Here is a 23,832-nt window from a genome sequence, read left to right on the forward strand (position 1 = left end):
CGCCCTCCCCGACGACCCCGCCGTGCCCGCGGATCCCGCCGCCGCCTCCGCCCCCGGTCCCGACGCCGGCGCGGCCATCGACCCCGCGGCCATCGACCCCGCGGCCATCGACCCCGCGGACCTCGCCGTCACGCTCCGCGTCCTCGGCTCGCTCGCCGACATCGATGAGGAGCACCCCGACTTCGTCGCCGTCCGCCGTGCCACGGCGAGCATGTTCAAGTCCGTGAAGAAGGCCCGCCGCCTCGAGAAGCGCGAGGCCGTCGCCACCGCCGACCGCGCCGTCGTCGCCGCCACCGCGACGGGCGCCCCCGACCGCATCGACGACGAGACGCGTGGCATCCCGCTCGCGATCACGACGGCCGCGCCCACCGCCGGCACGCTCCTCCGCTCGCGCCCCTGCTACATCTGCAAGCAGCACTACACGCAGGTCGACGCGTTCTACCACCAGCTCTGCCCGGACTGCGCGCGGATCAACCACGCCAAGCGCGAGGCCCGCACCGACCTCACCGGCATGCGCGCGCTCCTCACCGGGGGCCGCGCGAAGATCGGCATGCACATCGCGCTGCGGCTCCTCCGCGACGGCGCGCACACCACCATCACCACGCGCTTCCCGCGGGATGCCGTCCGCCGCTTCGCCGGGCTGCCCGACGCGCACGAGTGGGTGCACCGCCTCCGCGTCGTGGGCCTCGACCTCCGGGACCCGGCCCAGGTCATCGGCCTCGCCGACGCGGTCGCGGCCGCCGGCCCGCTCGACATCCTCATCAACAACGCCGCGCAGACCGTGCGCCGCTCCCCCGGCTCCTACGCGCCGCTGTCGGAGGCCGAGTCCGCGCCGCTGCCCGACGGCCCGATCCCGGAGCTGCTCACGTTCGGCCACACGAACGACGCGCACCCCGCGGCCCTCGCGGCCAGCGTCGCCGCGCACCCGATCCTCTCGACCGCCACGGGCATCACGGCGGCGGAGGTCACCGAGCTCGCGATGACGGCGGGGTCCTCCTCGCTCGCGCGCCTCGCGGCCGGCACAGCCATCGACGCGGGCGGCCTCGTGCCCGACCTGCACGACGCGAACAGCTGGACCCAGGTGGTGCACGAGGTGGATCCGCTGGAGATGCTCGAGGTGCAGCTCGCGAACGTCACCGCCCCGTTCCTCCTCGTGAGCCGGCTGCGCCCCGCGATGGCGGCGTCGACCGCGCGCCGCAAGTACGTCGTGAACGTGAGCGCCATGGAGGGCCAGTTCGCCCGGGCGTACAAGGGCCCCGGCCACCCGCACACCAACATGGCCAAGGCCGCGCTCAACATGATGACGCGCACGTCGGCGCGCGAGATGCGCGAGACCGACGGGATCCTCATGACGAGCGTCGACACCGGCTGGATCACCGACGAGCGCCCGCACCCCACCAAGGTGCGGCTCGCCGAGGAGGGCTTCCACGCGCCGCTCGACCTGGTGGACGGCGCCGCGCGCGTCTATGACCCCATCGTCATGGGCGAGGCCGGCGAGGACATCTCGGGCGTCTTCCTCAAGGACTACCGCGTCGCCGAGTGGTGACGCGCACGCTCGCCTGACACGAGAGGGCCCGGCCACCGCATCGCGGTGACCGGGCCCTCTCGTCGTGCGGTGCGGCTACTCGACGGCGTCGAGGTCGCTCTCGAGCAGCGCGGCGAGCTCGTCGAGCGCGGCGTCCGCGCCGTCGCCCTCGGCCGTGAGCACGACCTGGTCGCCGTTCGCGGCGCCGAGGCTCATGAGCGACAGGATGCTCGTCGCGTCGAGCGGCGTGCCGCCCGGCTTGCTGATCCTCACGGCGACGCCGGTGCGCCGCACGGCCTCGATGAAGAGGGATGCGGGTCGGGCGTGCAGGCCCACGCGGCTGCCGATGGTGGCGGTGCGCTCGGTCATGGTGTTCTCCTTCTGCGGGGATCGGGTGGGTCGGACGGGAGCGGGTCAGGCCGCGACGGGCACGCCCTGGTCGACGGTCGCGTCGGCGACGGCCTCGGGGCGCTTCGTGGTGAAGCGCTTGAGGAGCACGACGAGGAACGCCGAGACGGCGGTCCCGACCGCGACGGAGGCGAGGAAGCCGAGGAACGTGCCGTTCATGGCGAAGAGCACGAAGACGCCGCCGTGCGGGGCCTGCGACACGACGCCGAGACCCATCACCATGGCGCCCGTGACGGCGCCGCCCACGATGCTCGCGGGGATGACGCGCAGCGGGTCGACCGCGGCGAACGGGATCGCGCCCTCGGAGATGAACGCGGCGCCGAGGAGCCAGGCGGCCTTGCCGTTCTCGCGCTCGGCCGGGCTGAAGAGGCGGCGGTCGATGACGGTCGAGGCGAGCGCGAGGGCGAGGGGCGGGACCATGCCGGCGGCCATGACCGCGGCCATGATCTGCCAGGGGGCCTGGTTGTCGAGCGACGCGGTGCCGAGGCCGGCCACGGCGAACGAGTAGGCGACCTTGTTGATCGGGCCGCCGAGGTCGATGCACATCATCACGCCGAGGATCGCGCCGAGGAGGACCGCGAACGAGGTGCCGGAGAGGTCCTTCAGGGAGCCATTGAGCCAGTTCGTGAGCCCTGCGATCGGGCCGCCGAGCACCATGATCATGAGCCCCGAGGCGACGATCGAGGCGAGGAGCGGGATGATCACGACGGGCATGAGCCCGCGCAGCCAGCGCGGCACGTCGATGCGGCCGATCGCGTAGGCGACGCCACCCGCGACCAGACCGCCGACGAGGCCGCCGAGGAAGCCGGCGCCCATGATCAGCGAGACGGCACCCGCGACGAAGCCGGGGGCGATGCCCGGGCGGTCGGCGATGGCGTAGGCGATGTAGCCGGCGAGGACAGGGACGAGGAAGCCCATCGACGCCTTGCCGATGACGAAGGCCACGGCGCCGAGGTAGGTCATGATCCCGCCGTCGGGCAGGTTGGCGAGGGAGTTCTGGACCACGACGTCGGCCGCGACGTCGGTGATCCGGTACCCGCCCAGCAGGAAGCCGAGCGCCATGAGAAGGCCGCCGCCCGCGACGAACGGGATCATGTAGCTGACGCCCGTGAGCAGCCAGCGCTTGAGGCGCGCTCCCACCGACTGCGAGGACTGCGGTGATGCCTGCTCGGATCCCGCGGAGGCGGATGCGCCGCCCGGCACGCGCGGCGCGTTCGGGTCCTTCGCGGCGGCGACGGCCTCGGCGACCATCTGGTCGGGCTGGTCGATGCCGCGCTTGACGGGCGCCTGGATGACGGGCTTGCCCGCGAAGCGCGCGCGGTCGCGCACGTCGACGTCGACCGCGAAGATCACGGCCGTGGCCCGCGCGATGACCGCCGGGTCGACGGGCGTGACGGAGGAGGATCCCTGCGTCTCGACGTGCAGCTCGACGCCGGCGCGCTTCGCGGCCGCGACGAGCGAGTCGGCCGCCATGTAGGTGTGCGCGATGCCGGTGGGGCACGCGGTGACGGCGATGAGCACGGGCGCGTCGGCCACGGGGGCGGGCGCGGCGGATCCGGCGTCGGCGTTGGACGCGACCGGAGCGGGAGCGGCGGCGGGTGCCCCGGTGGACGACGCGGGCTCGTCCACGAGCGCGCCCTCGACCAGCGAGACGACCTGGTCCTCGTCGGTGGCCGAACGCAGCGCCTCCACGAACTCCGGCTTGATGAGGGAGCGCGCGAGGCGCGACAGCAGCACGAGGTGCTCCTGGTCGGCGCCGTCGGGCGCGGCGATGAAGAAGACGAGGTCGGCGGGGCCGTCCGGCGCGCCGAAGTCGACGGTCGGCGCCGGGCGGGCCATGACGAGCGTCGCCTCCGTCACCGCGGCGGAGCGGCAGTGCGGGATGGCGAGGCCGCCGCCCATGCCGGTCGCGGTCTTGGACTCGCGGTCCCAGGCATCTGCGAAGAGGGCGTCGGCGTCCGTGGCGCGGCCCTCCGCGACGACGCGCTCAGCGAGCGCGCGGACGGCGTGCTCGCGGTCGGCGCCGAGATCGGCGTCGAGGAGCACGAGGCGGTTCGTGATGAGCGATGGCATGTTCTTCTCCAGGTGGGGCGGGTCAGCGATCGGCGGCGATCGGGAGGAGCGGCTGGACGGTGACGCTGTCCGGCCGGGTCTGGTCGGGGGACGGCATGGTGCTGCCGGGGAGGGAGGCGGCCGCGGAACCGTGGGCGACGGCCTGCGTGAGCCGCCCCTCCGGTCCCGCGCCGCGGTGGTCGGCGAGCAGGTAGCCCGCGAGCGACGAGTCGCCCGCGCCCACGGTGCTCACCGGCACGATCGGCGGCATGGTGGCGTGCCACCCGCCGTCGGCCGTGGTGAGGACGGCCCCGCGGGCGCCGAGGGTCGCGAGGACCGCGCGGCAGCCGCGGGAGACGAGTGAACGGGACGCGTCGTGGACGAGGCGGGGGTCCTCCTCCAGCGAATCCGGGTCGTCGAGCCCCACGAGCTCGGCGAGCTCCTCGCCGTTGGGCTTGACGAGGTCGACCACGGCGCCCGACGCGATGAGCGCCGCCATGGGCGCGCCCGAGGAGTCCACGGCGATCCGCGGGGCCCGGTCGCCGAGCTCGGCGCGCACGGCCTGCACCACGCGGGCGTGGAAGTCGTCGTCGAGGCCGGGCGGCAGGGATCCGGCCAGCACGAGCCACGTGGCGGCGCGCGCGTGCCGCACGACGAGCGCGACCAGCGCGTCCGCCTCCGCGGCGCTCAGCACGGGGCCGGGCTCGTTGACCTTGGTGGTCGTGCCGTCGGGCTCGGTGAGCGTGACGTTCTGCCGCACGCGGCCGTCGATGTCGAGGTGGTCGAGCGGGATCCGCTCGGCCTGCAGCGCCACGAGCATCGGGTCGTCGAGGCGGCCCGGCAGGAGCGCGATGGTGTCGAGGCCGGAGGCGATGAGCGCGCGGGAGACGTTGACGCCCTTGCCGCCCGGCTGCTCGGTGACGCCGCGGGCGCGCTGCACGGCGCCGCGCGCGAGGGGGCCGGCGAGGTCGATGGTGCGGTCGAGGCTCGGGTTGGCGGTGAGGGTGAGGATCACGCGACCATCACCTCCACCTCGGCACCGGCCAACGCGTCGGCGAGCGGGCCGCGGGGAGCGGCGTCGGTGACGAGGGTGTCGAGGTCGTCGAGGGCGGCGAAGCCCACGAGCGCCTCCTCCCCCGCCTTCGAGGCGTCGACGAGCGCGACGGCTCGGCGGGATCCCCGGGTCAGGGCGGTCTTCACGGCGGCTTCCTCCTCGTCGGGCGTGCTCAGGCCGAACTCCGCGTGGATGCCGTTGGCGCCGATGAAGGCGATGTCCGGCCGCAGGCGCGACAGCTGTCCGAGCGTCGCGGGCCCGACCGCGGCGCTCGTGATGCCGCGGAGGCGGCCGCCGAGCAGCTGCACCTCCACGGCGGGGTTCCGGCTCACGGTCTGCGCGACCACCATCGAGTGCGTGACGACGACGAGCGTCCGGCCCGCCACGACCGGCGTCCAGGCGGCGATGCGCTCCGCCACCAGCCCGGTGGTCGTGCCGGCGTCGACGGCGACGGAGCCCTGGAAGGTGGCGGGCAGGAGGGCCATCGCGGCATCCGCGATGCGCGCCTTCGCGTCGGTGTTGCGCGTGCTGCGGGCGTCGAGGCTCTCCTCGACGCGCGTGGAGCGGCTCGCGCGGACGGCGCCGCCGTGGACGCGGCGGAGGAGCCCGCGGGACTCCAGCTGGGCGAGGTCACGGCGCACGGTCTCCGTGGTGACGGCGAAGTCGCGGGCGAGGTCCATGACGGCGACGCGGCCCGCGCGCTCGAGGAGGTCGACCACCCGGTCCTGGCGTTCCTCGGCGTACACGGGCGGTCTCCTTCGACTCCGCGGGGCACGTTCGCCTCGCGTCCTCGCACTGTAGCCCTCATCCGCAGGAGAAGCAACACGAAGCAACACATACCCACACGAGTCCGTCCGCGGGTCGCGCCGACGGTCAGCGTCCGAGCGCGGCCGCCTCCTCACGCAGCACGCCCGCTATCGCGTCCGCCTCCCAGGCGAGCCCGGCCGCGTTGGGATGCAGGGGCACGTCGCCCGCGCTGCCGCCGAGGCCCGCGACATACGGATCCCCCGCGTCGCCGACGCAGGACCCGTGCGCGGCGGTCGGGGTCTCCTGGTCGACGAAGCGGAGGCCCGCCGCCTCAGCCGTGCGCGCGATCGCGTCGTCGAGGGCGCTCTGCACGCCGGCGAGCCAGGGCGCGTCGCGGTCGGTCAGGAGCACCTGCCCGTTGACTCCCGACGTCGCGGTCGCGGCCAGGCACCCTTCCTCCGGCAGGGCGTCGGCGCCGCCGAGCACGCTGAGGTACCCGAGCACGACGACGCGGGCGTCCGGGGCGGCCACTCGGATCCGGCCGAACGCGTCGGCCAGGCGCGTCGAGACCTCGCCGTCGATGCGGGCGCGCACGGCGTCGGTCCCGCCCGCGGGGGCGAGGGCGTCGACGCACGTGGACGGTCCTGCGGCGACCGGGCCGTCGGCGTCCCGCGCGAGGCAGCCGCCCACGAGCGCGGGGAAGCCGAGGTCGTTGCCCCCGATGCGGACGAGGACCACGTCCGCACCTTCCGCCAACGCGTCGATCTGCGCGGGCAGCGTCTGTCCGCCGCGCTCCCGCGGGGCGAGGAGGTCGGCCGTGGTGGCTCCGTCGCAGGCGGCGTCCACGAAGTCCGCGCCGACGGCGTCGGCCGCCACGCGGACGGACCCCGCCACCGTCCGCCCGCACACCCCCGGGTCGCCCGGCAGGGGCGTCGCCGATCCCGTGCCCGTGGAGTACGAGTCGCCCAACGACACCACGCGGAGGGGCCCGGGCGCGGGCGGGATCGGCGTGGGCGTCGTGCAGGCGGCGAGCCCGAGCGCGACGGCGCCCGTCACGACGGCCAGGCCGACGAGACGGCCGCGCGAGCCGCGCACCCGACGTCGGTCGGACACGGAGGAGGGGCGGCGATCGTCAGGCATCCCCTCGACCCTACGCGCGGACCGGACGGGTGCCGGATCCGCTCAGTCCTCGGCGCCGCACTGACGCGCGTGGACGACCACGGCCACGATGACGCCGGCGGCCAGGCCGATTGCTAGGCCGAGGAAGCCGCCCGGGCCGATCTGCGTGTTGACACCGCCGTGGTCGATGCGCGTGTCGACGCCGCCCGGGACGTCGAGCCCCGGGCAGCCCGGGCGGCCTGCGCGAATCAGGTGACGAGCGGCATCGCCATCACAGCCGCTCCGACCGCGAAAGCCGCCAGGATGCCTGGGACCGCCGATCCCACGAGCGATGTGCGGTGCGGATCCGCGGCGTTCGCATGGTGCAGGCTAGCGCGCGACATTCGGGAGCTTCGGGGGCCGATGACCCGTGCTACGTTACGGGCGTCCTTCCTTCTGGAGGACAGCCCCCTGATCCGGGAGAGGCCCGGCTCGCGCCCCCGTTGACGCGCCCCCGTTCGCAATCCATGGTGCGCAAGGAGGACGCGCGATCCCGCGGTGAGAGGACTGACATGGACGGCTGGAGACTGGACCCCGCGAAGGCGCGCGCCGTCCTCACGAAGGCGGAATCGGACGCCGAGGGCATCTCCAAGGCGACCACGACGATGGAGTCCGCGATCGGCCATGCCTCGGCAGCGGTCGGCACGGGTTCCCAGGCGGCAGCCGCCCTCGCCGACCTCAGCATCGATCCCCTGGGCGTCGACCTCCTAGCCGTGAAGAACCAGGTGGCCACGGCGATCTCCGCGACCCGGAGCTCCATCGCCGACTACGAGCAGGGTGACGAGCAGATGGCGACGGACGCCGCGAAGCGCGTCGCGGATGTGAGCTGGGGAGGTTCCGAGTGATCGAGATCGGGACGCTCGCCGACGTGCCCGACTCCGCGGCCGTCGAGATCGCGGCCAGCGGGTTCGCGGACGTCGCCACCCAGCTCGACGGGGCGATGGATTCCGTCGCCTCCGGATGGACCGGGCTCGCTGCGGAGGACGTGTACGACGGTCCTGGTGCTGACCGTGTCCGTGCCGCGATGGACGCCCCGAAGACGGTTGCCCGGATGGTCGCGACGGAGGCGACGAACGCCCGGCGCGTGCTCGACGACTACGCCTCCGCACTCGCCGACCTCGCTACCCGCCGCGCCGCCCTGGCCTCGGACGTGGATGCGCACACCTCCTCCATGGACGACACCTTCGACGACGAGGACTCCATCGGGGCGCGGGACACCCCCGGCGGCCGACTGGCGGACGACGTGGCGAAGTTCAACCGCGATGTGGCCGCGGCCGATGAGGACTGCGCCCGGCGCCTCCGGGCGCTCTCCAAGTACCGCGCACCCCACCAAGCCGACGCGGCCCTTAAGGTTCTATCCGGTGACGTCTCTAGCTCCGCAATGGGCGTAGGACAGGGCATCAGCCAGCGCATCCGCTGTGTCCCGGTCGCGACCTCCTCGGACTTCGAGGAGCCGCCGCAGGCGAAGACCGTGGACAGGTGGCAGAACCGTGAGTATTGAACGCGTCCGGGAAGCCCGGTGCTTGTTCCTCGAGAGCTGGCACAGGCAGCGATGGATTCGCCGCCACCTGATATCAAAACCGTGCCCCATTTGTACCTCTCAGGCGACCCATCGGCCGGTCTGAGTGCACTACCCGCAGTTGCGAAGACGGCGAGTCACGTGCTCGGTGGAGCAGGCATCGTCGTAACTGTCGCTGCAGCTGGAACCGAGCAGTACCAAGAAGACCTCCGTACACACCCAGAATGGGACGGAGAGCACAGATTCGCACATGCCGCTGAGAACGCGGGGGTTGTAGGAGGCGCGGCCGCTCTAGGTGGTTGGGCGGGTGCCGCGACAGGTGCGGAGATCGGAGCCGCTATTGGAAGCGTCGTGCCAGGTCCCGGGACCCTGCTGGGTGGAATATTGGGCGGGGTGATTGGCGGACTAGTAGGAGGGCATGTCGGAGAGGATGCAGGTGGAGTCGTGATGGGCAATCTGGACGGTAAGCACCGATGACGGGCACCAATGAGGATGAGCGCGTATCTTGGCAGAAGATCCCCACACGCTTGGGCGCGCTCCATCTGCCGGCCGGCTGGAGTGGTGAGACCGGCGGAGAGATAGTCACCGGGATCCCAACGGCCACTCGAATCGGCACATATTTCCGAGAGAATGTTGTGTTGTCCACCATCGAATCAGCGGGCAGCATCGTGGCAGACTCCGCCCGTGCCATACTCGAGACCATGTCCATGGAGCCCTGGTCGCATGTTGTTTCAGTCAACCCATGGGAAGACGGAATCTTCCAGAGGCGCATGCAATTCATCTACGAGATCGACAGCAAAGCTGTAGCGGTCACGAAGTTCACGGCGACATACGGCGACACGAGGATCGACCTAACCTGCAGCGCGGGTTTCGACGTCTACCCCCGGCTGATCCCGGTGTTCGACGGCATCGCTGTGACGAGTCCATTCGAAGAGGTCGTCGGATGAGCGCGACATTGGACGAGTACTCCTCTGATGAGTGGGGGCGCCCGCTCGAGTCGCTGGAGGTCACGGCCGATCAGGAAGCCCCCACCAACGCCTACGTGCTGCCATCTGGCTCCTTGAGCGCTCTGTGGAGCGTCCGCGATCGCGGCCTCGTCGGGGGTGCGAAGCGGAATACGGAACAGGGAATAGCGCTCCGCACGAGCGGCCTGACCGGGAAGTTCGGAGCTCCTACGGCTGCCGGTGTGACGCTGACCGGAGTCATTGCTCACGCCGGCTATCGACTCGTAGCAGAACGCCGGTCCGCAGAGGGTACGGCGACGTGGAGCCTCTGGGCGCGGCGCGATCTGAGCGTCACGCTCGTCAGAGAGGACGGACAAGAGAAGCTGGATGTTATCCCGTTCTCAACCGCGGTCGCACGCCTCGTTGGGTGGCTCGGCATCAGCCCCTATTGGCCGGTGCCCGAAGGAGATGAACCAGGAGCTCACGTCATAGGTGATGCCGACATCGACGCTCGCATCCGAGGCGATTTCGTCGAGGTCCCGAGCTGGGCTGCCGAGTCGCTGGCCCGGCGATGGCGCGGGACCTGGTCGTCGGCGTCGGTGGGCGTCCCGGATAGCGACGACGGCCTTCCACTGGTGATCATGGACGGGAACATCCACGTCCGAGACCGCGTAGAGGGTGGCTCGTTGCTCTCCGTCGTGCCGTCGTACTGGGCCTACAGTGCGATCTTCGATCTGATCGGCCGGACAGGAACACGCCGATGACGTGCGCCCTCGGTGTGCTCCTCATGGCGATCGGACTCCTCGGATATACAGGCGTGTGGAGATCGTGGGCACGGCAGGGCTTCCACTTCTACGTCTTCGGTCTGTTCTGGTTCGGTTTAGGAGCTCTTCTCATCGGAGCGACAAGCGACCTGGAACCACTCCCGGGATGGGTGCGGTTCGCTTTCATCGTGATCCTCCTAGCCGGAGGTGGAGGCACATGGTACTTGCCTCCGTTCATGACGCCGCCATGGTTCCGCGCCATGCGCCGGGGGACGCGATCAACGAGTTCGAGAACGTAGACGTCCAATGAGCACCGACGCCACTGGTCCTCAGATTGACATCGAAGACCGTCATGGAATTATCAAGGTACGGAGGGTGAATCCCCCACGCGGAATCCTGAGTCGTTATGAGGCCAGCGGCAGACACAAGGGCCTTCACGGCGGATTTCAGAGCCAACACAGCCCGGACATAGCCGCAGTTCGTCCTCGTCAGTACCGCTACGAGAAGGTTCAGTACGGCATGACGTCCCCGCGGATATCGTCGTGATGGTTGCTTTCGGCTCTCGTCGACCTGAGCGCCGCAAACGGAGGACGAAGGTGCGGTCAGCGTTTGGTGAGGGCCTCATTCCCGTCAGGCTTGTCGAATGCACCGGATCGTGGCGGAACGGCTCGCTTACTCCGCCTTCGGCTCTTCTCATTCAAACATGGTATGGATGACCAGGTGATTCCCGACGACCACGTCGACGCCCGGATCCGCGGCGAGCACGTGGATGTGCCTGAGTGGGCGCAACCGGGCCTGACTGGTGGATGGATGCAGGAGTGGACATCGTTCGGCATGGCAGTGCCCGGATCAGACGAGGGACTGCCGATCGTCGTGGCGGGTGGCGCCACTCATCTCCGTCGCCGAGTCGACTGTTATTCGTCGCTTCAGCTCGTCCCGACCTACTGGGTCCACTCCGCGCTTTCAGAACTGGTCGTGAAGACCTCCGAGGAGAACGCGTGATCTGGCCCATAGGCGTCATCCTGATGATGTTCGGGCTCTCCGCATACGCGGGCATCTGGAGGAGTTGGTCGAGAGACGGCTTCTACTACTACGTCTTCGGTGTGTTCTGGTTCGGCCTGAGCATTGTCGTGATCGATGTGCAGACTCTCCTCGCGCCTCTGCCCATCTGGTTCCTTAATCTGACCACGTTCTTCTTCTTCGCGACCATAGCGACGGCCTTCTACCTGCCTCCCTGCCTCACTCCACGCTGGTTCCGAGCGATGCGGAGGACGTGGAAGTGATGCACGCGACTCGCGAGAGCGGTACGGATCTGCACGAACACGCTGAGCACGGCCCCGCTCTCACGCAGACGTGGCGATATCCGACATTTCCCACTCGGAATGACGTCTTCGCCCCAGAAGGAGGCCGTCGATGATGTACGCGATCGGCGCCAGCTTCATGGCCGTCGGCCTCCTCGGCTACACCGGCCTCTGGCGAGCGTGGTCTCGCAACGGGTACTACTACTACGTCTTCGGGTTCTTCTGGTTCGGACTCGGTGCGTTCCTCAACGGATTCATCGAGTTCATCCCCACCGCCCCCACGTGGATCCTGTGTATTCCCATGGTCCTGATCGTCGCGGGCGACGCCAGCACGTGGTGCCTGCCGCCGATCCTGACGCCACGGTGGTTCCGGGCCATGCAGCGCTCACATGGTTGAGCTGCATCGCCCTGGCGAGAATCGTGAGGCCAGGGCCGTGCGCCATGCACGACGAAGCGCCTCCTCAGTGGTCCGCCGGCCCCGGCCCGTCGCTCCACGACCCGGTGACACGACAGCGGGCGCACCCGCCATCGTGGCGGACACCATCACCTGATGCTGACTCTCCTCGGAGCCGCCCTGACGGGCATGGGGCTCCTCGCGTACACGGGACTCTGGCGCTCCTGGTCCCGAGGCGGCCATCACTTCTACGTCCTCGGCCTGTTCTGGTACGGGCTCGCGATGCTCGGCACTCGACCCTGTACGCGTTCCGGCCCGTGCCGGAGTGGACCCGGTACCTGGTGATCGGAGTCATGCTCGTCGGTGTGATCGGCGCGTTCTACCTCCCGCCGTTCATGACGCCGCGGTGGTTCCGGGCCATGCGGCGCGCGCACCGGTGACGCGCGCGCAGCCTGCCCGCTGTGGCAGCGCTCCGCCGACGCGGTTCCACTGAGGCGCTGGTGGATGCGACGAAGCCGGAGATCCGCGCATCCGGCCCACTGCGACGACACCGCGATCGCGAACGAGAAGAGCCCCGCACCTCGATGAGGTGCGGGGCTCGTGCGGTGGATCTGAGGGGATTCGAACCCCTGACCCCCTGCATGCCATGCAGGTGCGCTACCAACTGCGCCACAGACCCGTACTCCGCTTCCCTGCGGAAGCGACTCGTCTACATTACTACACATTCCGACCGCCCCATGACCAGGGCATCCGCGTCGACGGACCGGTCGGGCGACGACAGCGCGTCAGTCGAAGAGCTCGCTGAGCCAGCTCTCCTTCTTGCGGCGCTTCCCGCCGTAGCCGTCACCCTGTCCGTAGCCGCCAGCCTGCCCGTAGCCGCCAGCCAGCCCGTAGCCGCCGGCGGGCGGATATCCGGACCCGCGGTCGTCCCGCGACCCGTACGAGCGGTCAGGGCCGTCCTCACGCCGGCGATCGCCATCACGACGATCACGGTCGTCGTCGCGCCAGCGGTCGTCGCGTCCCGCATCCGGGTAGCCGCCCAGCGGCGCTGCCGGCGCCACGGGAGGCGCGGCCGCTGCCGGGGGCCGGGACTCCTGCTCGGCGCGGTCGAGGATCTTGTCCAGCTCCCCGCGGTCGAGCCACACGCCCCGGCAATCGGGGCAGTAGTCGATCTCGACCCCGCTGCGCTCGCTCATGACCAGGGTCGCGGAGTCGTTGGGGCACTTCATGCGCGGATCTCCTCGCGGGTGGGACGGGAGCGGATCAGGATGCGGAGGCCGTCGGCTCGATCTCGAGGGCGACGACGGGGCAGTCCTTCCAGAGGCGCTCCAGCGAGTAGTACATGCGGTCCTCCTCGGTGAAGACGTGGGCGACGACGTCGCCGAAGTCGAGGAGGATCCAGCGTCCCTCGCTCTTCCCCTCGCGGCGCAGCGGCTTGGCGCCGGCCTCGATCATCTTGTCCTCGATCTCGTCGGCGACCGCCTGCGCGTTCCGCTCGTTGCGGGCCGAGGCGATGAGGAAGACGTCGGTGAGGGGCAGGGGCCCGGAGACGTCGAGCGCGACGAGGTCGATGGCCTGCTTGGAGTCGGCGGCGAGGGCGGCGACCTTGAGCAGGTCGAGGGCGCGGGGAGAAGCGGTCACAGAGTCCTTCCGGGACGGGTGGGGTGGTGCATCAGCGATCAGAATACATTCGTCATGAAGGCGACGATGACGAGACCCGCGCCGATGACGGCCACTCCCCCGGCCGTGACGGCCGCCACGACGGGCGCGGTGAAGCGCTTGCGGGGCGGCGGCTGCACGACGGCGCGCGTGGAGGTGTGGGTGCTGACGGCGCGGCTCGCGCGGACGGGCTCCGAGTCGGAGCCGCCGGGAGCGTGGTCCTGGTCGTCGCTCTGCTCGAGGATCCGGTCCATGTCGGCCGTGTCGAACCGGTCCGGGTGGGTGCCCATGGAGCCGAGGCTCCGCGGGAGGTCGATGGAACCCGTGATGATGATCTCGCCCGTGCTGTTCAGCGCCTGCTGCATGTCGTTGACGTGGGGCACGGTCGGGAGGATGAAGTGGTTGCCGGTGTGCGGCTGGTCCTCGTCGACCTGGTCCTGCACCGACCAGTGGCCGGTGGGCGGGGTGAACGGCGACCGCGCGTCCGCGGCGGTGCCGGCCTCGGTCGTCGGAGCCTCCGGCGACGTGCGCTCGTCGGCGCCGTCGTCGACGTCGGGGCGAGCGGGCGCACCGTCGGCGTCGTCCTCGGCATCGGAGGCGCGCGTGCCGAACGCGGGCTCGAGGTGGGGGGCGGGAGCCGCGGAGTCCCAGGGGGTGGCCTCGAGGGACGGAGCGGGTCGGGGATCCTCGCCGCGCTCGGGGATGTGGGTCGCGAGCGGCGGCACGGTGGGCTGCTCCCCGGACGCGTCGACGTCGCGGTCGGCGTCGTCGACCGACGGCGTGATGGGCGCGAAGGGCCACGCCGACGGGATGCGCGCCGACGCGTCGGCGGCGTCCTCGGGGACCACGTCGTCCGCGGTCGAGGACGCGGGTGCCTCCGTCGGCACGTCGGCGTCCGTCTCCGCCGCGCCGGTCTCCGCGGGGGCCTCGGACGCGGACGCGGGGGTCGCGTCCGGGGCGTCCGGGGCGTCCGGGGCGTCCGGCGTCTCCTCCGCGAGGGCGGCCCGACGGTACGCGCTGCCGTAGGGGGCGCGCGGACGCGGGGTCGCCCGGGATCCGCGCCCGTAGCGGACGTACGGCGGGACCGTGGCGTCGCCGACGGGCGGGGCGTCGTCGACCGGCGCCGGCGCCACGTCCGGCCCCGCAGCGCCCTCGTCGGTGGAGTCGTCCGTCGTCGCGGGAACGTCGGGCGCGTCCTGATCCGCTGCCACGTCGGCGGGCACGTCGTGCTCGGATCCACGCTGCTGGCGGGCCGCCTGCTCCGCCTCGCGGATGGCGCGCAGCTGGCGACGCGTGAGGACGCCGCCGGAGAGCAGGATCGCGGAGGTGTCCGCGCCGACGCCGGACATCGTGGCCGGCTCGCCGGAGGGCTCCTCGGAGGGGCCGGACGACGCTGCCGAGCCAAGTCCGTCCGCGGCGTCCGCGGGCTCCTCGCTCGGAGCCGCCCCGCCGTCTGTGGACGGCGCCGCCGCGTCCTCGGCGGGCGCGTCGTCGGCCTCGTCGATGCCCAGGGCCTGAGCGCGCGCGCGCTCGGCGGCGCGCATCTCACGGCGGCTGAGGCCGAGGGTCGCGGGAGCGGGACCGTCGTCGAACGAGGTCGGCCCGGTGTCGGGCGCGTCGTGGGAGGGGGTCATTGCGGGCTCCGATACAGGTGGTGCTTGGAGATGTACTGGACGACTCCGTCGGGGACGAGGTACCACACGGGGAATCCGCGTCCGACTCGGCTCCGGCAGTCGGTCGAGGAGATGGCGAGCGCCGGGACCTCCAGCAATCTTACGTCGGCGTGCGGGAGGCCGCTCTCGGTGAGGTCGTGGCCCGGCCGCGTGACCGCGACGAAGTGCGCCAGGTCCCACAGCTCCTGCACGTCCTTCCAGCCGAGGATCTGCTGGATGGCGTCGGCGCCGGTGATGAAGAAGAGCTCGGCGTCCGGATGAGCGCTCCGGATGTCGCGGAGGGTGTCGATCGTGTACGTCGTGCCCCCGCGATCGATGTCGACCCGGCTGACGGTGAAGCGGGGGTTCGCCGCGGTGGCGATGACGGTCATGAGGTACCGGTGCTCGCCGTCCGTGACGGTCTGCTTCTGCCAGGGCTGGCCGGTGGGCACGAAGATCACCTCGTCGAGCTGCAGGTGCTGCTGCACCTCGCTCGCGGCGACCAGGTGGCCGTTGTGGATGGGGTCGAAGGTCCCGCCCATGACCCCGATGCGCGGGCGCGGGGTCGTCGGAGAGGTCATGGGGCGGGGGCTCCGGATCAGTGCGCCTGGTCGGCGGTCCCGTGGCCCTGCTCCGCCACCGGCGGCTTGCCCCACTTCTCCGAGTGGCGGTTGCTGACGTCGCGGAAGCTGAACATGACGACGCCGAGGGCGATGAACACGACGGCCGCGACCGCCGGGAAGACCCAAAGCGGAGCGGCGAGCTCCATGGCGTGCTCGGTCTCGGCGAGGATGGTGGTGGTCAGCGCGTGCATGGGATCTCCGTTCGTGGCACGCCCCAGGGCACGGAGGCGGCGCCTGCCATCCTATCGGCGGCCCCCCGAGAGGGGCGCATCCGCTCCCGGGCGTGCCGTCGGCCCGCTGCCGACGCGGGGCGGGAACCCGAGCCGTCAGCCGCGGACCTGACCGCTGCCCCGGACGATCCACTTCGTGCTCGTGAGCTCCTGCAGGCCCATCGGTCCGCGGGCGTGCAGCTTCTGCGTGGAGATGCCGACCTCGGCGCCGAAGCCGAAGACGGATCCGTCCGTGAACCGCGTGGACGCGTTCACCATGACGACGGCGGAGTCGACGGCGGACAGGAAGCGCTCCGCCTCCCCCACGTCCGAGGTGACGATCGACTCGGTGTGGTGCGTGGACCAGCGGGCGATGTGCGCGACCGCGTCCTCCGCGGAGTCGACCACGCGGACGGCGAGGTCGAGCGACAGGTACTCGGCGGCCCAGTCCTCGTCGGTCGCGGGGACGGCGCCGGGCCAGAGACCGCGGACGGCCTCGTCTCCGTGGATCGTCACGCCGCGGTCGCGGAGCGCGTCGAGCACGGCGGGCAGGACACGGGGAGCGGCGTCCCGGTGCACGAGCAGCGTCTCCATCGCGTTGCAGACGCTCGGGCGGCTGACCTTGGCGTCGACCGCGACGTCCACGGCCATGGCCGCGTCCGCGGAGGCGTCGAGGTAGACGTGGACGACGCCGGCGCCCGTCTCGATGACCGGGACGGTCGACTCCTCCACGACGGTGCGGATGAGGTCCGCGGATCCGCGCGGGACGAGGACGTCGACGAGGCCGCGGGCGCGCATCAGCCGGGCGGCGCCGGCACGGCCGTGGGGGTCCACCGTCTGCACGGCGTCCGCCGGGAGGCCCGCCTCGGCGACCGCCTCCCGCATGACCTCGACCAGCACGGCGTTCGAGCGCAGGGCGGCGGATCCGCCGCGGAGCACGACGGCGTTGCCGCTCCGGAGGGCGAGCGCGGCGATGTCGACCGTGACGTTCGGGCGCGCCTCGTAGATCGCGCCGACGACGCCGAACGGCACGCGCACCTGCGAGAGGAGCAGCCCGTTAGGGAGGGTGCGGCCGCGCACCACCTGCCCGAGCGGGTCGTCGAGTCGACGGATCCCCGCCACGGCGTCCGCCAGCGCGCGCACCCGCGCCGCGTCGAGGGCGAGGCGGTCGAGGAGCCCGGCGGCGAGGCCCGCGGCCCGTCCGGCGGCGAGGTCCTCCGCGTTGGCGGCCACGATGCGGTCGGAGGCCGCGTGGAGGGCCGCCGCGATGCGGTCGAGGGCGGCGTCGCGCTCCCCCGCCGTGCTGGCCGCGAGCCGGGTCGACGCGGTGCGTGCGGCGACGAGGATCCCCTCCAGCGCGGACGACGACGCGTCCGCATCGGTGCGGGCGGCGGGATCGACGGCGGACGCGAGCGCGGCGTCGGTTCCGCCGGTGACGGTCGTGGGCATGGGGGAAGCCTAGCCAGGCGGGAGGGCCGGGCGACCGCGGCGGATCAGGGGCGCGGGGCGAACCACGTGCCGACCAGCGCGCCGTCGAGCGCCTCCGCCACCTGCGCGGTCGAGGTGAGCAGGACGCCCGTGCCGGAGCCGGCGGCCAGGCGCGCCGCGGCGACCTTGGTGACCGCTCCGCCGGTGCCGACGCCCGTGCCGGTGCTGCCGATCTCGACGCCCGCCAGCTCGTCGCCGAACCCGACGTGCGCGATGCGCTCGGCGCCCGGCTCCTGCGGCGGCCGCGTGTACAGCGCGTCCACGTCGGACAGCAGGAGGAGGAGGTCGGCCTCCACGAGCTGCGCGACGAGGGCAGCCAGCCGGTCGTTGTCGCCGAAGCGGATCTCATGGGTGGCCACGGTGTCGTTCTCGTTGACGATCGGCAGGATCCGGAGCCCCAGCAGCCGCTCCATGGCGCGCTGGGCGTTCTCGCGGTGGTCGGGGGCGGCGAGGTCGCCCGCGGTGAGGAGCACCTGGCCCGCGACGATGCCGTAGCGGTCGAGCGCCTCCTGGTAGCGGAAGACCAGGATGCTCTGGCCCACCGCGGCCGCGGCCTGCTGCGTCGCGAGGTCGGCCGGGCGGTCGTCGAGGCGGAGGAAGGGCATGCCCGTCGCGATGGCGCCGGACGAGACGAGCACCACCTCGGCGCCGCGGCCGTGCGCGACGGCGATCGCGTCGACGAGCAGGCGGATCCGCCCGGCGTTCTCCCCGCTGATGGACGACGAGCCCACCTTCACGACGATGCGGCGCGCACCCGGGATCCCGGCGCGCGAGGTCGTCCCCACGCGCGCAGCCCTCCCCACGGGTCAGGCCTTCTCGTCCGTGGGGGCCTCGCCGTCCTCGCCGTCCTCGTCGGCCCAGAGCCCGGCCTCGCCCTCGCGCACGAGCTGCGCGCGGGCCTCGGCCTTGGCGTCCATGCGCGCGAAGTAGTCCTCGCGGCGCGCCTGGTTGGTGCGTCGGCGGATCGGGTCGACGCGGGCGTCGGCCCCACGCGGGCTCGTGATGAGCTCGGCCGTGGACGTGAGCGTGGGCTCCCAGTCGAAGACGATGCCGTCGCCCTCGCCGATGACGACGCTGGATCCGGCGACCGCGCCTGCCTTGAACAGGCCGTCCTCGACGCCGAGCTTGGCCAGACGGTCGGCCAGGTAGCCGACGGCCTCGTCGTTGGTGAAGTCGGTCTGCTGCACCCAGCGCTCGGGCTTCGCGCCGAGGACGCGGAAGATGTCGCCGTAGCTGCCGCCGTCGACGCGGATCGTGAAGGGCTTCTCGTCCACGGCGCGGGGGCGGAGGACGATGCGCTCGGCCTCGGGCTGCTCGAGCGCCTTCGTGCGCGCGGCCTCCACGAGCTCGGCGAGGGCGAAGGACAGCTGGCGCAGGCCGTCGCGGCTGACCGTGGAGATGTCGAACACGCGGTAGCCGCGGGCCTCGAGCTCCGGGCGCACGAGCTCGGCGAGCTCCTTCGCCTCGGGCACGTCGACCTTGTTGAGCGCGATGAGCTGGGGGCGCTCGATGAGCGGCACCTGACCCTCGGGCACGGGGTACGCGGCGAGCTCCCCGAGGATGATGTCGAGGTCGGAGATGGGGTCGCGGCCGGGATCGAGCGTCGCGCAGTCGAGCACGTGCAGCAGGGCCGAGCAGCGCTCCACGTGGCGGAGGAACTCGAGCCCCAAGCCCTTGCCCTCGCTCGCGCCCTCGATGAGGCCGGGCACGTCCGCCACGGTGTAGCGGGAGTCCGCCACCTCGACGACGCCGAGGTTCGGGTGCAGCGTGGTGAACGGGTAGTCGGCGATCTTCGGCTTCGCCGCCGAGATGGACGCGACGAGGCTCGACTTGCCCGCGGACGGGTAGCCGACGAGCGCGACGTCGGCGACGACCTTGAGCTCGAGGACGACGTCGCCCTCCTGGCCGCGCGTGCCGAGGAGCGCGAAGCCGGGGGCCTTGCGCTTGGTGGTGGCGAGCGACGCGTTGCCGAGCCCGCCCTGGCCGGCCTCGGCCGCGACGAAGCGCATGCCGGGCACAGCCATGTCGACGAGGACCTCGCCGTCGGTGTCCTTGACGACGGTGCCGACCGGGACGGGGAGCTCGAGCATCTCGCCGAGCGTGCCGTGGCGGTGGTCGCCCATGCCGGGGCCGCCGTTGCGCGAGGACCGGTGCGGCCCGCGGTGGTAGGCGAGGAGGGTGGTGACCTGCGGGTCGGCGACGAGGACGATGTCCCCGCCGTTGCCGCCGTTGCCGCCGTCGGGGCCCGCGAGGGGCTTGAACTTCTCGCGGCGCACCGAGACGCAGCCGTTGCCGCCGTTTCCCGCCCGCAGGTGGAGGGTCACGGTGTCGACGAATGTCGCCATGGCTGTCGCTCGTTTCTTCTAGAGGTGTCCCTGCGGAACGCACGCAAGGGCGGGCCGAGGAGGCCCGCCCTTGAGGTGCTGCGCGGCAGTGCCGCTGCAGGGTCCGTGCTGTCGGCCTGCGCTAGGCCGGGACGACGATGTTGACGACCTTGCGGCCGCCCTTGACGCCGAACTCCACCGAACCGGCGGAGAGGGCGAACAGCGTGTCGTCGCCGCCACGGCCGACGTTGACGCCGGGGTGGAAGTGCGTGCCGCGCTGGCGGACGATGATCTCGCCGGCGCCGACGACCTGGCCGCCGAAGCGCTTCACGCCGAGGCGCTGGGCGTTCGAGTCACGGCCGTTGCGGGTAGAGCTCGCGCCCTTCTTGTGTGCCATCTGTATCTCCCTGCGGTCTCGGTGCTAGTTGATCTCGGTGACCTGGACGCGCGTGAGGTCCTGGCGGTGCCCCTGGCGCTTCTTGTACCCGGTCTTGTTCTTGAACTTCTGGATGACGATCTTGGGACCGCGGAGGTCGTTCAGGATCTCGGCGCTGACGGTGACGTCGGCGAGCTTCGCGGCGTCCGTGGTGATGGTGTCGCCGTCGACGAGCAGGACCGCGGGGAGCACGACCTTGCCGCTCTGCTGGTTCTTGACCCGGTCCATCGTGACGATGGTCCCGACCTCGACCTTCTCCTGCCGACCGCCGGCGCGCACAACTGCGTAAACCACTTTTCCGTACCTGTTTTCTCTCGCGGGCTTGACTCACTGAGGACATGACGCCTCGTGGCCCGAATCATTGGAGGAAGTCTGCGGCACGCGCGCGACCTTCGAGGATCAGCGCATGCCAGCGACTCACGTTACCGGAACGCCGGACAGGGGTCAAACTCCGGACCCCCGGCGTCCTCGTCGATCATACGCGAGGGCGGGTGCTCCCCCGGGCATCCCCGCCGGGCGCGTCGCGCGTCCCGCCGGCCCCGCACCCTCGTCGTCCGTCGCCTCGCGTGCCTAGGATCGACGGATGAGCGTGCTCCTCGACCGACCCGCGTGGCCCGCGCACGGGACGCTCTGGGCGCACCTCGTGAGCGACGCGTCCCTCGAGGAGCTGCACGCGTTCGCGCGGGCCGCGGGGATCCCCGAGCGGGGCTTCGACCGCGACCACTACGACGTGCCCGCCGCGCGGTACGACGAGCTCGTCGCGCTCGGCGCCGTGCCCGTGTCGAACCGGGATCTCGTCCGCCGCCTGCAGGCGAGCGGGCTGCGGGTCACCCAGCGCGAGCGGCGCGCTCCCCGGGGCTGAGGTCCCGACGCGCGGACGATGCCCCTCGCGCGGACGACACCCCGGGGCGCGGACGATGCCCCGGCGCGCGGACGACGGAGGGCCCGGAGCACGTGCTCCGGGCCCTCCTCTGCGGCCGTCGCGCGGACGGCCGAGTGGCCTAGCTGCCGTCGGCGTCGGGCGCCGGCGTCGTCAGCGTCGCGGTGGACACGCGACGGCTGCGCGAGCGGCCCTGCCCCGGCTCCTTGGGCTGCGGCAGCGCGTCGAGCACGGAGCCGAGGAGCTGCTCCGCGTCCGCCGAGCTGACGCGGCGGGGTGCCGTGCGCGCGCTCGCCACCGGGATGTCGAGGATCTGGACGGGCTCGAGGCGGATCGCCTCGCGCGGCTCCAGGGTCGACAGGGCGGGCTCCTCCACGGCCGCGTCGGCGGGCGTCGGGTCCTCCACGGGAGCCGACGGCGCGTCGGCGGCGGGTGCCAACGCCGTCGAGCCCTCGGGTGCCTCGGCGGTCGCAGACGACGCGCGTCCCCGTCCGCCGCGACTCCGACGCGGGCGGTCACCGCGGGGCTGCTCCTCGGCGGGCGCGGCCTCGACGCGTGCCGCGGGCTCCGCGGTCTCGTCCGGGGTGCGCACGACGTCCTCGACCCGGTCGATGGCGTCGTTCACCGTCTGGATGGTGCTCGTCGCGATCTTGGCGAGGGCGTTCCGCGCGTCGTCGGTGATGCTGTGGGTGCTGGCCGCGGGCGTCCGCGGCTGCTGCTGCGGCTGCCCGCCGCCGTTGCCGCGACCGCCGCCGCCGTTGCCTCCGCCGTTCCCGTGCTCCTGCTGGCCCTTGCCGCCGCGTCGGCGTCCCTGGCCCTGCACGGGCTCCTGCGGCGTCTGCGTGTGCGCCATGAGCGGGTCGTGGTGGATGATGATGCCCCGCCCGGCGCACGTCTCGCAGTTCTCGGAGAACGACTCCAGGAGGCCGAGGCCGAGCTTCTTGCGGGTCATCTGCACGAGTCCGAGCGACGTGACCTCGGCGACCTGGTGCTTGGTGCGGTCGCGGCTGAGGCACTCCACCAGGCGCCGCAGCACGAGGTCGCGGTTCGTCTCGAGGACCATGTCGATGAAGTCGACGACGATGATGCCGCCGATGTCGCGCAGGCGCAGCTGGCGGACGATCTCCTCCGCGGCCTCGAGGTTGTTCTTGGTGACGGTCTCTTCGAGGTTGCCGCCGGATCCGACGAACTTGCCCGTGTTCACGTCGACCACGGTCATGGCCTCGGTGCGGTCGATGACGAGCGATCCGCCCGACGGCAGCCAGACCTTGCGGTCGAGCGCCTTCTCGATCTGCTCGCTGACGCGGTAGTGGTCGAACGAGTCCTTCTCGCCCGAGTAGGCCTGCACCCGGTCGATGAGGTCGGGCGCCACGCCGCGGAGGTAGCCCTCGATGATCTCCTGGGCGTCGCCGCCGTCGATCACGAGCTCGCGGAAGTCCTCGTTGAAGACGTCGCGGATGATCTTGAGCAGCAGGTCGGGCTCGGAGTGCAGGAGCGCGGGCGCCTGCGCCTTCTCGACCTGACGGCTGATCTCGGACCACTGCGATGTGAGGCGCTCGACGTCGAGCTTGAGCTGCTCCTCCGTCGCGCCCTCGGCGGCCGTGCGGACGATGACGCCCACGTTCTCGGGCAGCACCTCCTTGAGGGTCTTCTTGAGGCGCGCGCGCTCGGTGTCGGGGAGCTTGCGGCTGATGCCGTTCATCGACCCGTTGGGCACGTAGACGAGGTAGCGGCCGGGCAGGCTGACCTGGCTCGTGAGGCGGGCGCCCTTGTGGCCGACCGGGTCCTTCGTGACCTGGACGAGCACGCGGTCGCCGGGCTTCAGCGCGACCTCGATGCGGCGGGCGTGGTTGCCGCCGCCCTTGTCGGCGTTGGCCGCCTCCCAGTCGACCTCGCCGGAGTAGAGGACGGCGTTGCGGCCTCGGCCGATGTCGATGAACGCGGCCTCCATGCTCGGCAGCACGTTCTGGACGCGGCCGAGGTAGACGTTGCCGATGAGGGACGCCTCGTCGGCGCGGGCCACGTAGTGCTCCACGAGGACGTGGTCCTCGAGCACGCCGATCTGGATCTTGCCGTCGCGGGAGCGCACGATCATGCTGCGGTCGACGGACTCGCGGCGGGCCAGGTACTCCGACTCCGTGAGGACGGGACGGCGGCGGCCGGCATCGCGGCCGTCGCGGCGGCGCTGCTTCTTGGCCTCGAGGCGCGTGGACCCCTTGATCCGCTGCGGCTCGGTGATGAGCTCGGGCTCGCGGGGCGTGCGGACCTTGACGACGGTGCCGGGCGCGTCGTCGCCGTCGCGGCCCTCCTCGCCGGAGCGGCGGCGCGCGCGACGGCGGACCGACGGGGCGTCGTCGTCCTCGTCGCGGTCGTCGTCGCGGTCGCGGTCGCGCGGGTCGCGGCCCGTGCCGCGGTCCTGGGCGCGACCGCCGCGGCGGGAGGAGCGCGACGGGCGCTCGTCGCGCTCGAGGTCGTCGTCCTGGTCGTCGCGGCGGTCGTCGCGGCGGTCGTCCCGCTCGCGGCGGGGCGGCAGCGGCGCGATGTCCGGCGCCTGGAAGAAGACGGAGAGGGACGGGAGCGCGCGGGCGGGCGCCTCCGGCTCCTGCGGCGCGGGGGCCGCAGCGGCTGCGGCGTCCTCGGCGACGGAGGGCGCCTCGGCGGGGGTCGCGTCGGCGACCGGCGCGGCGCTCGGCGC

Annotated in this window: 25 protein-coding genes and 1 tRNA gene; 9 read left to right on the forward strand and 17 right to left on the reverse strand. The window is 72.1% G+C overall.

Annotated elements, in window-relative coordinates:
- Nucleotides 1–76: 76 nt before the first annotated feature.
- A complete protein-coding gene (locus AWH51_RS01230; RefSeq protein ID WP_063070348.1) occupies nt 77–1,546 on the forward strand; it encodes an SDR family oxidoreductase in 1,470 nt (489 codons plus the stop codon).
- A 75-nt stretch (nt 1,547–1,621) separates the two neighbouring features.
- Here AWH51_RS01230 and AWH51_RS01235 read toward each other — a convergent pair whose 3' ends face one another.
- From AWH51_RS01235 to AWH51_RS01255, 5 genes are all read right to left on the reverse strand, one after another.
- On the reverse strand, nt 1,622–1,894 hold the full coding sequence (locus AWH51_RS01235; RefSeq protein WP_063070326.1) for an HPr family phosphocarrier protein: 273 nt from the start codon (nt 1,892–1,894) through the stop codon (nt 1,622–1,624).
- A gap of 45 nt (nt 1,895–1,939) precedes the next feature.
- A complete protein-coding gene (locus tag AWH51_RS01240; RefSeq protein ID WP_063070327.1) occupies nt 1,940–4,006 on the reverse strand; it encodes a PTS fructose transporter subunit IIABC in 2,067 nt (688 codons plus the stop codon).
- A gap of 22 nt (nt 4,007–4,028) precedes the next feature.
- Nucleotides 4,029–5,000 carry a 1-phosphofructokinase family hexose kinase gene (locus AWH51_RS01245; RefSeq protein ID WP_063070328.1) on the reverse strand — a complete coding sequence of 324 codons (972 nt, stop codon included), beginning with the start codon at nt 4,998–5,000 and terminating at the stop codon, nt 4,029–4,031.
- The gene (locus tag AWH51_RS01250) at nt 4,997–5,785 is read right to left on the reverse strand and encodes a DeoR/GlpR family DNA-binding transcription regulator (protein WP_063070329.1); all 789 of its coding nucleotides are present in this window, start codon (nt 5,783–5,785) and stop codon (nt 4,997–4,999) included. Before AWH51_RS01250 ends, AWH51_RS01245 begins: the two co-directional genes overlap by 4 nt.
- Before the next feature lie 127 nt (nt 5,786–5,912).
- Complete coding sequence (locus AWH51_RS01255; RefSeq protein ID WP_063070330.1) at nt 5,913–6,926, reverse strand: SGNH/GDSL hydrolase family protein; 1,014 nt, start codon at nt 6,924–6,926, stop codon at nt 5,913–5,915.
- 530 nt (nt 6,927–7,456) lie between these two features.
- Here AWH51_RS01255 and AWH51_RS01265 point away from each other — a divergent pair.
- The 7 genes from AWH51_RS01265 to AWH51_RS01295 all read left to right on the forward strand — a co-directional run bounded on the left by AWH51_RS01265 (nt 7,457) and on the right by AWH51_RS01295 (nt 11,869).
- Nucleotides 7,457–7,789, forward strand: a complete 333-nt coding sequence (locus tag AWH51_RS01265; protein ID WP_063070332.1) for a DUF6507 family protein — start codon at nt 7,457–7,459, stop codon at nt 7,787–7,789.
- Nucleotides 7,786–8,445, forward strand: coding sequence for a hypothetical protein (locus tag AWH51_RS01270; protein WP_063070333.1), 660 nt, complete (start codon nt 7,786–7,788; stop codon nt 8,443–8,445). The genes AWH51_RS01265 and AWH51_RS01270 overlap by 4 nt, the downstream gene beginning before the upstream one ends.
- Before the next feature lie 491 nt (nt 8,446–8,936).
- Entirely contained in the window at nt 8,937–9,410 is a 474-nt protein-coding gene (locus AWH51_RS01275) for a hypothetical protein (RefSeq protein WP_131798084.1), read from the forward strand.
- An 8-nt stretch (nt 9,411–9,418) separates the two neighbouring features.
- Entirely contained in the window at nt 9,419–10,171 is a 753-nt protein-coding gene (locus AWH51_RS01280) for a hypothetical protein (protein ID WP_131798085.1), read from the forward strand.
- A gap of 708 nt (nt 10,172–10,879) precedes the next feature.
- Entirely contained in the window at nt 10,880–11,173 is a 294-nt protein-coding gene (locus AWH51_RS01285; RefSeq protein WP_131798086.1) for a hypothetical protein, read from the forward strand.
- Entirely contained in the window at nt 11,170–11,454 is a 285-nt protein-coding gene (locus AWH51_RS01290) for a hypothetical protein (protein WP_063070337.1), read from the forward strand. Before AWH51_RS01285 ends, AWH51_RS01290 begins: the two co-directional genes overlap by 4 nt.
- A gap of 130 nt (nt 11,455–11,584) precedes the next feature.
- Entirely contained in the window at nt 11,585–11,869 is a 285-nt protein-coding gene (locus AWH51_RS01295) for a hypothetical protein (protein WP_063070338.1), read from the forward strand.
- 603 nt (nt 11,870–12,472) lie between these two features.
- Here AWH51_RS01295 and AWH51_RS01300 read toward each other — a convergent pair.
- The 11 genes from AWH51_RS01300 to rplU all read right to left on the reverse strand — a co-directional run bounded on the left by AWH51_RS01300 (nt 12,473) and on the right by rplU (nt 20,551).
- Nucleotides 12,473–12,545: transfer RNA gene (locus AWH51_RS01300), tRNA-Ala, on the reverse strand.
- Nucleotides 12,546–12,651: 106 nt separating this feature from the next.
- Nucleotides 12,652–13,095: a zf-TFIIB domain-containing protein gene (locus AWH51_RS01305; RefSeq protein WP_063070339.1), complete on the reverse strand. Its 444-nt coding sequence runs from the start codon at nt 13,093–13,095 to the stop codon at nt 12,652–12,654.
- A gap of 34 nt (nt 13,096–13,129) precedes the next feature.
- Nucleotides 13,130–13,507, reverse strand: coding sequence for a ribosome silencing factor (gene rsfS / locus AWH51_RS01310; RefSeq protein ID WP_012038183.1), 378 nt, complete (start codon nt 13,505–13,507; stop codon nt 13,130–13,132).
- Between the two features lie 38 nt (nt 13,508–13,545).
- Nucleotides 13,546–15,159, reverse strand: coding sequence for a hypothetical protein (locus tag AWH51_RS01315; RefSeq protein WP_063070340.1), 1,614 nt, complete (start codon nt 15,157–15,159; stop codon nt 13,546–13,548).
- A complete protein-coding gene (nadD, locus tag AWH51_RS01320; RefSeq protein WP_063070341.1) occupies nt 15,156–15,758 on the reverse strand; it encodes a nicotinate-nucleotide adenylyltransferase in 603 nt (200 codons plus the stop codon). The genes AWH51_RS01315 and nadD overlap by 4 nt, the downstream gene beginning before the upstream one ends.
- 17 nt (nt 15,759–15,775) lie before the next feature.
- Complete coding sequence (locus tag AWH51_RS01325; RefSeq protein ID WP_063070342.1) at nt 15,776–15,991, reverse strand: hypothetical protein; 216 nt, start codon at nt 15,989–15,991, stop codon at nt 15,776–15,778.
- A 135-nt stretch (nt 15,992–16,126) separates the two neighbouring features.
- Nucleotides 16,127–17,458: a glutamate-5-semialdehyde dehydrogenase gene (locus AWH51_RS01330; protein WP_063070343.1), complete on the reverse strand. Its 1,332-nt coding sequence runs from the start codon at nt 17,456–17,458 to the stop codon at nt 16,127–16,129.
- Between the two features lie 44 nt (nt 17,459–17,502).
- On the reverse strand, nt 17,503–18,282 hold the full coding sequence (proB, locus tag AWH51_RS01335; protein ID WP_063070344.1) for a glutamate 5-kinase: 780 nt from the start codon (nt 18,280–18,282) through the stop codon (nt 17,503–17,505).
- 21 nt (nt 18,283–18,303) lie between these two features.
- On the reverse strand, nt 18,304–19,842 hold the full coding sequence (obgE, locus tag AWH51_RS01340) for a GTPase ObgE (protein ID WP_063070345.1): 1,539 nt from the start codon (nt 19,840–19,842) through the stop codon (nt 18,304–18,306).
- Between the two features lie 121 nt (nt 19,843–19,963).
- A complete protein-coding gene (rpmA, locus tag AWH51_RS01345) occupies nt 19,964–20,218 on the reverse strand; it encodes a 50S ribosomal protein L27 (protein WP_012299161.1) in 255 nt (84 codons plus the stop codon).
- A 24-nt stretch (nt 20,219–20,242) separates the two neighbouring features.
- Entirely contained in the window at nt 20,243–20,551 is a 309-nt protein-coding gene (gene rplU / locus AWH51_RS01350) for a 50S ribosomal protein L21 (RefSeq protein ID WP_012038175.1), read from the reverse strand.
- A 289-nt stretch (nt 20,552–20,840) separates the two neighbouring features.
- Here rplU and AWH51_RS01355 point away from each other — a divergent pair, with 289 nt between their 5' ends.
- Nucleotides 20,841–21,119, forward strand: a complete 279-nt coding sequence (locus AWH51_RS01355; RefSeq protein WP_063070346.1) for a DUF4031 domain-containing protein — start codon at nt 20,841–20,843, stop codon at nt 21,117–21,119.
- 139 nt (nt 21,120–21,258) lie between these two features.
- Here the strand turns inward: AWH51_RS01355 and AWH51_RS01360 are convergent.
- The coding region (locus AWH51_RS01360) for an Rne/Rng family ribonuclease (RefSeq protein ID WP_063070347.1) at nt 21,259–23,832 on the reverse strand (2,574 nt) is incomplete at its 5' end.

Origin of the sequence: Clavibacter tessellarius, from assembly GCF_001618005.1 — a bacterium.
Lineage (GTDB): Bacteria > Actinomycetota > Actinomycetes > Actinomycetales > Microbacteriaceae > Clavibacter > Clavibacter tessellarius_A.

Excerpts from the sequence above, each read along its gene's own strand:
- rpmA (WP_012299161.1), bottom strand. The coding sequence starts at position 20,218 with ATGGCACACAAGAAGGGCGCGAGCTCTACCCGCAACGGCCGTGACTCG.
- AWH51_RS01295 (WP_063070338.1), top strand. The coding sequence starts at position 11,585 with ATGATGTACGCGATCGGCGCCAGCTTCATGGCCGTCGGCCTCCTCGGC.
- obgE (WP_063070345.1), bottom strand. The coding sequence starts at position 19,842 with ATGGCGACATTCGTCGACACCGTGACCCTCCACCTGCGGGCGGGAAAC.
- AWH51_RS01315 (WP_063070340.1), bottom strand. The coding sequence starts at position 15,159 with ATGACCCCCTCCCACGACGCGCCCGACACCGGGCCGACCTCGTTCGAC.
- AWH51_RS01355 (WP_063070346.1), top strand. The coding sequence starts at position 20,841 with ATGAGCGTGCTCCTCGACCGACCCGCGTGGCCCGCGCACGGGACGCTC.
- nadD (WP_063070341.1), bottom strand. The coding sequence starts at position 15,758 with ATGACCTCTCCGACGACCCCGCGCCCGCGCATCGGGGTCATGGGCGGG.
- AWH51_RS01325 (WP_063070342.1), bottom strand. The coding sequence starts at position 15,991 with ATGCACGCGCTGACCACCACCATCCTCGCCGAGACCGAGCACGCCATG.
- AWH51_RS01240 (WP_063070327.1), bottom strand. The coding sequence starts at position 4,006 with ATGCCATCGCTCATCACGAACCGCCTCGTGCTCCTCGACGCCGATCTC.
- AWH51_RS01305 (WP_063070339.1), bottom strand. The coding sequence starts at position 13,095 with ATGAAGTGCCCCAACGACTCCGCGACCCTGGTCATGAGCGAGCGCAGC.
- AWH51_RS01235 (WP_063070326.1), bottom strand. The coding sequence starts at position 1,894 with ATGACCGAGCGCACCGCCACCATCGGCAGCCGCGTGGGCCTGCACGCC.
- AWH51_RS01255 (WP_063070330.1), bottom strand. The coding sequence starts at position 6,926 with ATGCCTGACGATCGCCGCCCCTCCTCCGTGTCCGACCGACGTCGGGTG.
- AWH51_RS01275 (WP_131798084.1), top strand. The coding sequence starts at position 8,937 with ATGACGGGCACCAATGAGGATGAGCGCGTATCTTGGCAGAAGATCCCC.
- AWH51_RS01330 (WP_063070343.1), bottom strand. The coding sequence starts at position 17,458 with ATGCCCACGACCGTCACCGGCGGAACCGACGCCGCGCTCGCGTCCGCC.
- AWH51_RS01285 (WP_131798086.1), top strand. The coding sequence starts at position 10,880 with ATGGATGACCAGGTGATTCCCGACGACCACGTCGACGCCCGGATCCGC.
- AWH51_RS01265 (WP_063070332.1), top strand. The coding sequence starts at position 7,457 with ATGGACGGCTGGAGACTGGACCCCGCGAAGGCGCGCGCCGTCCTCACG.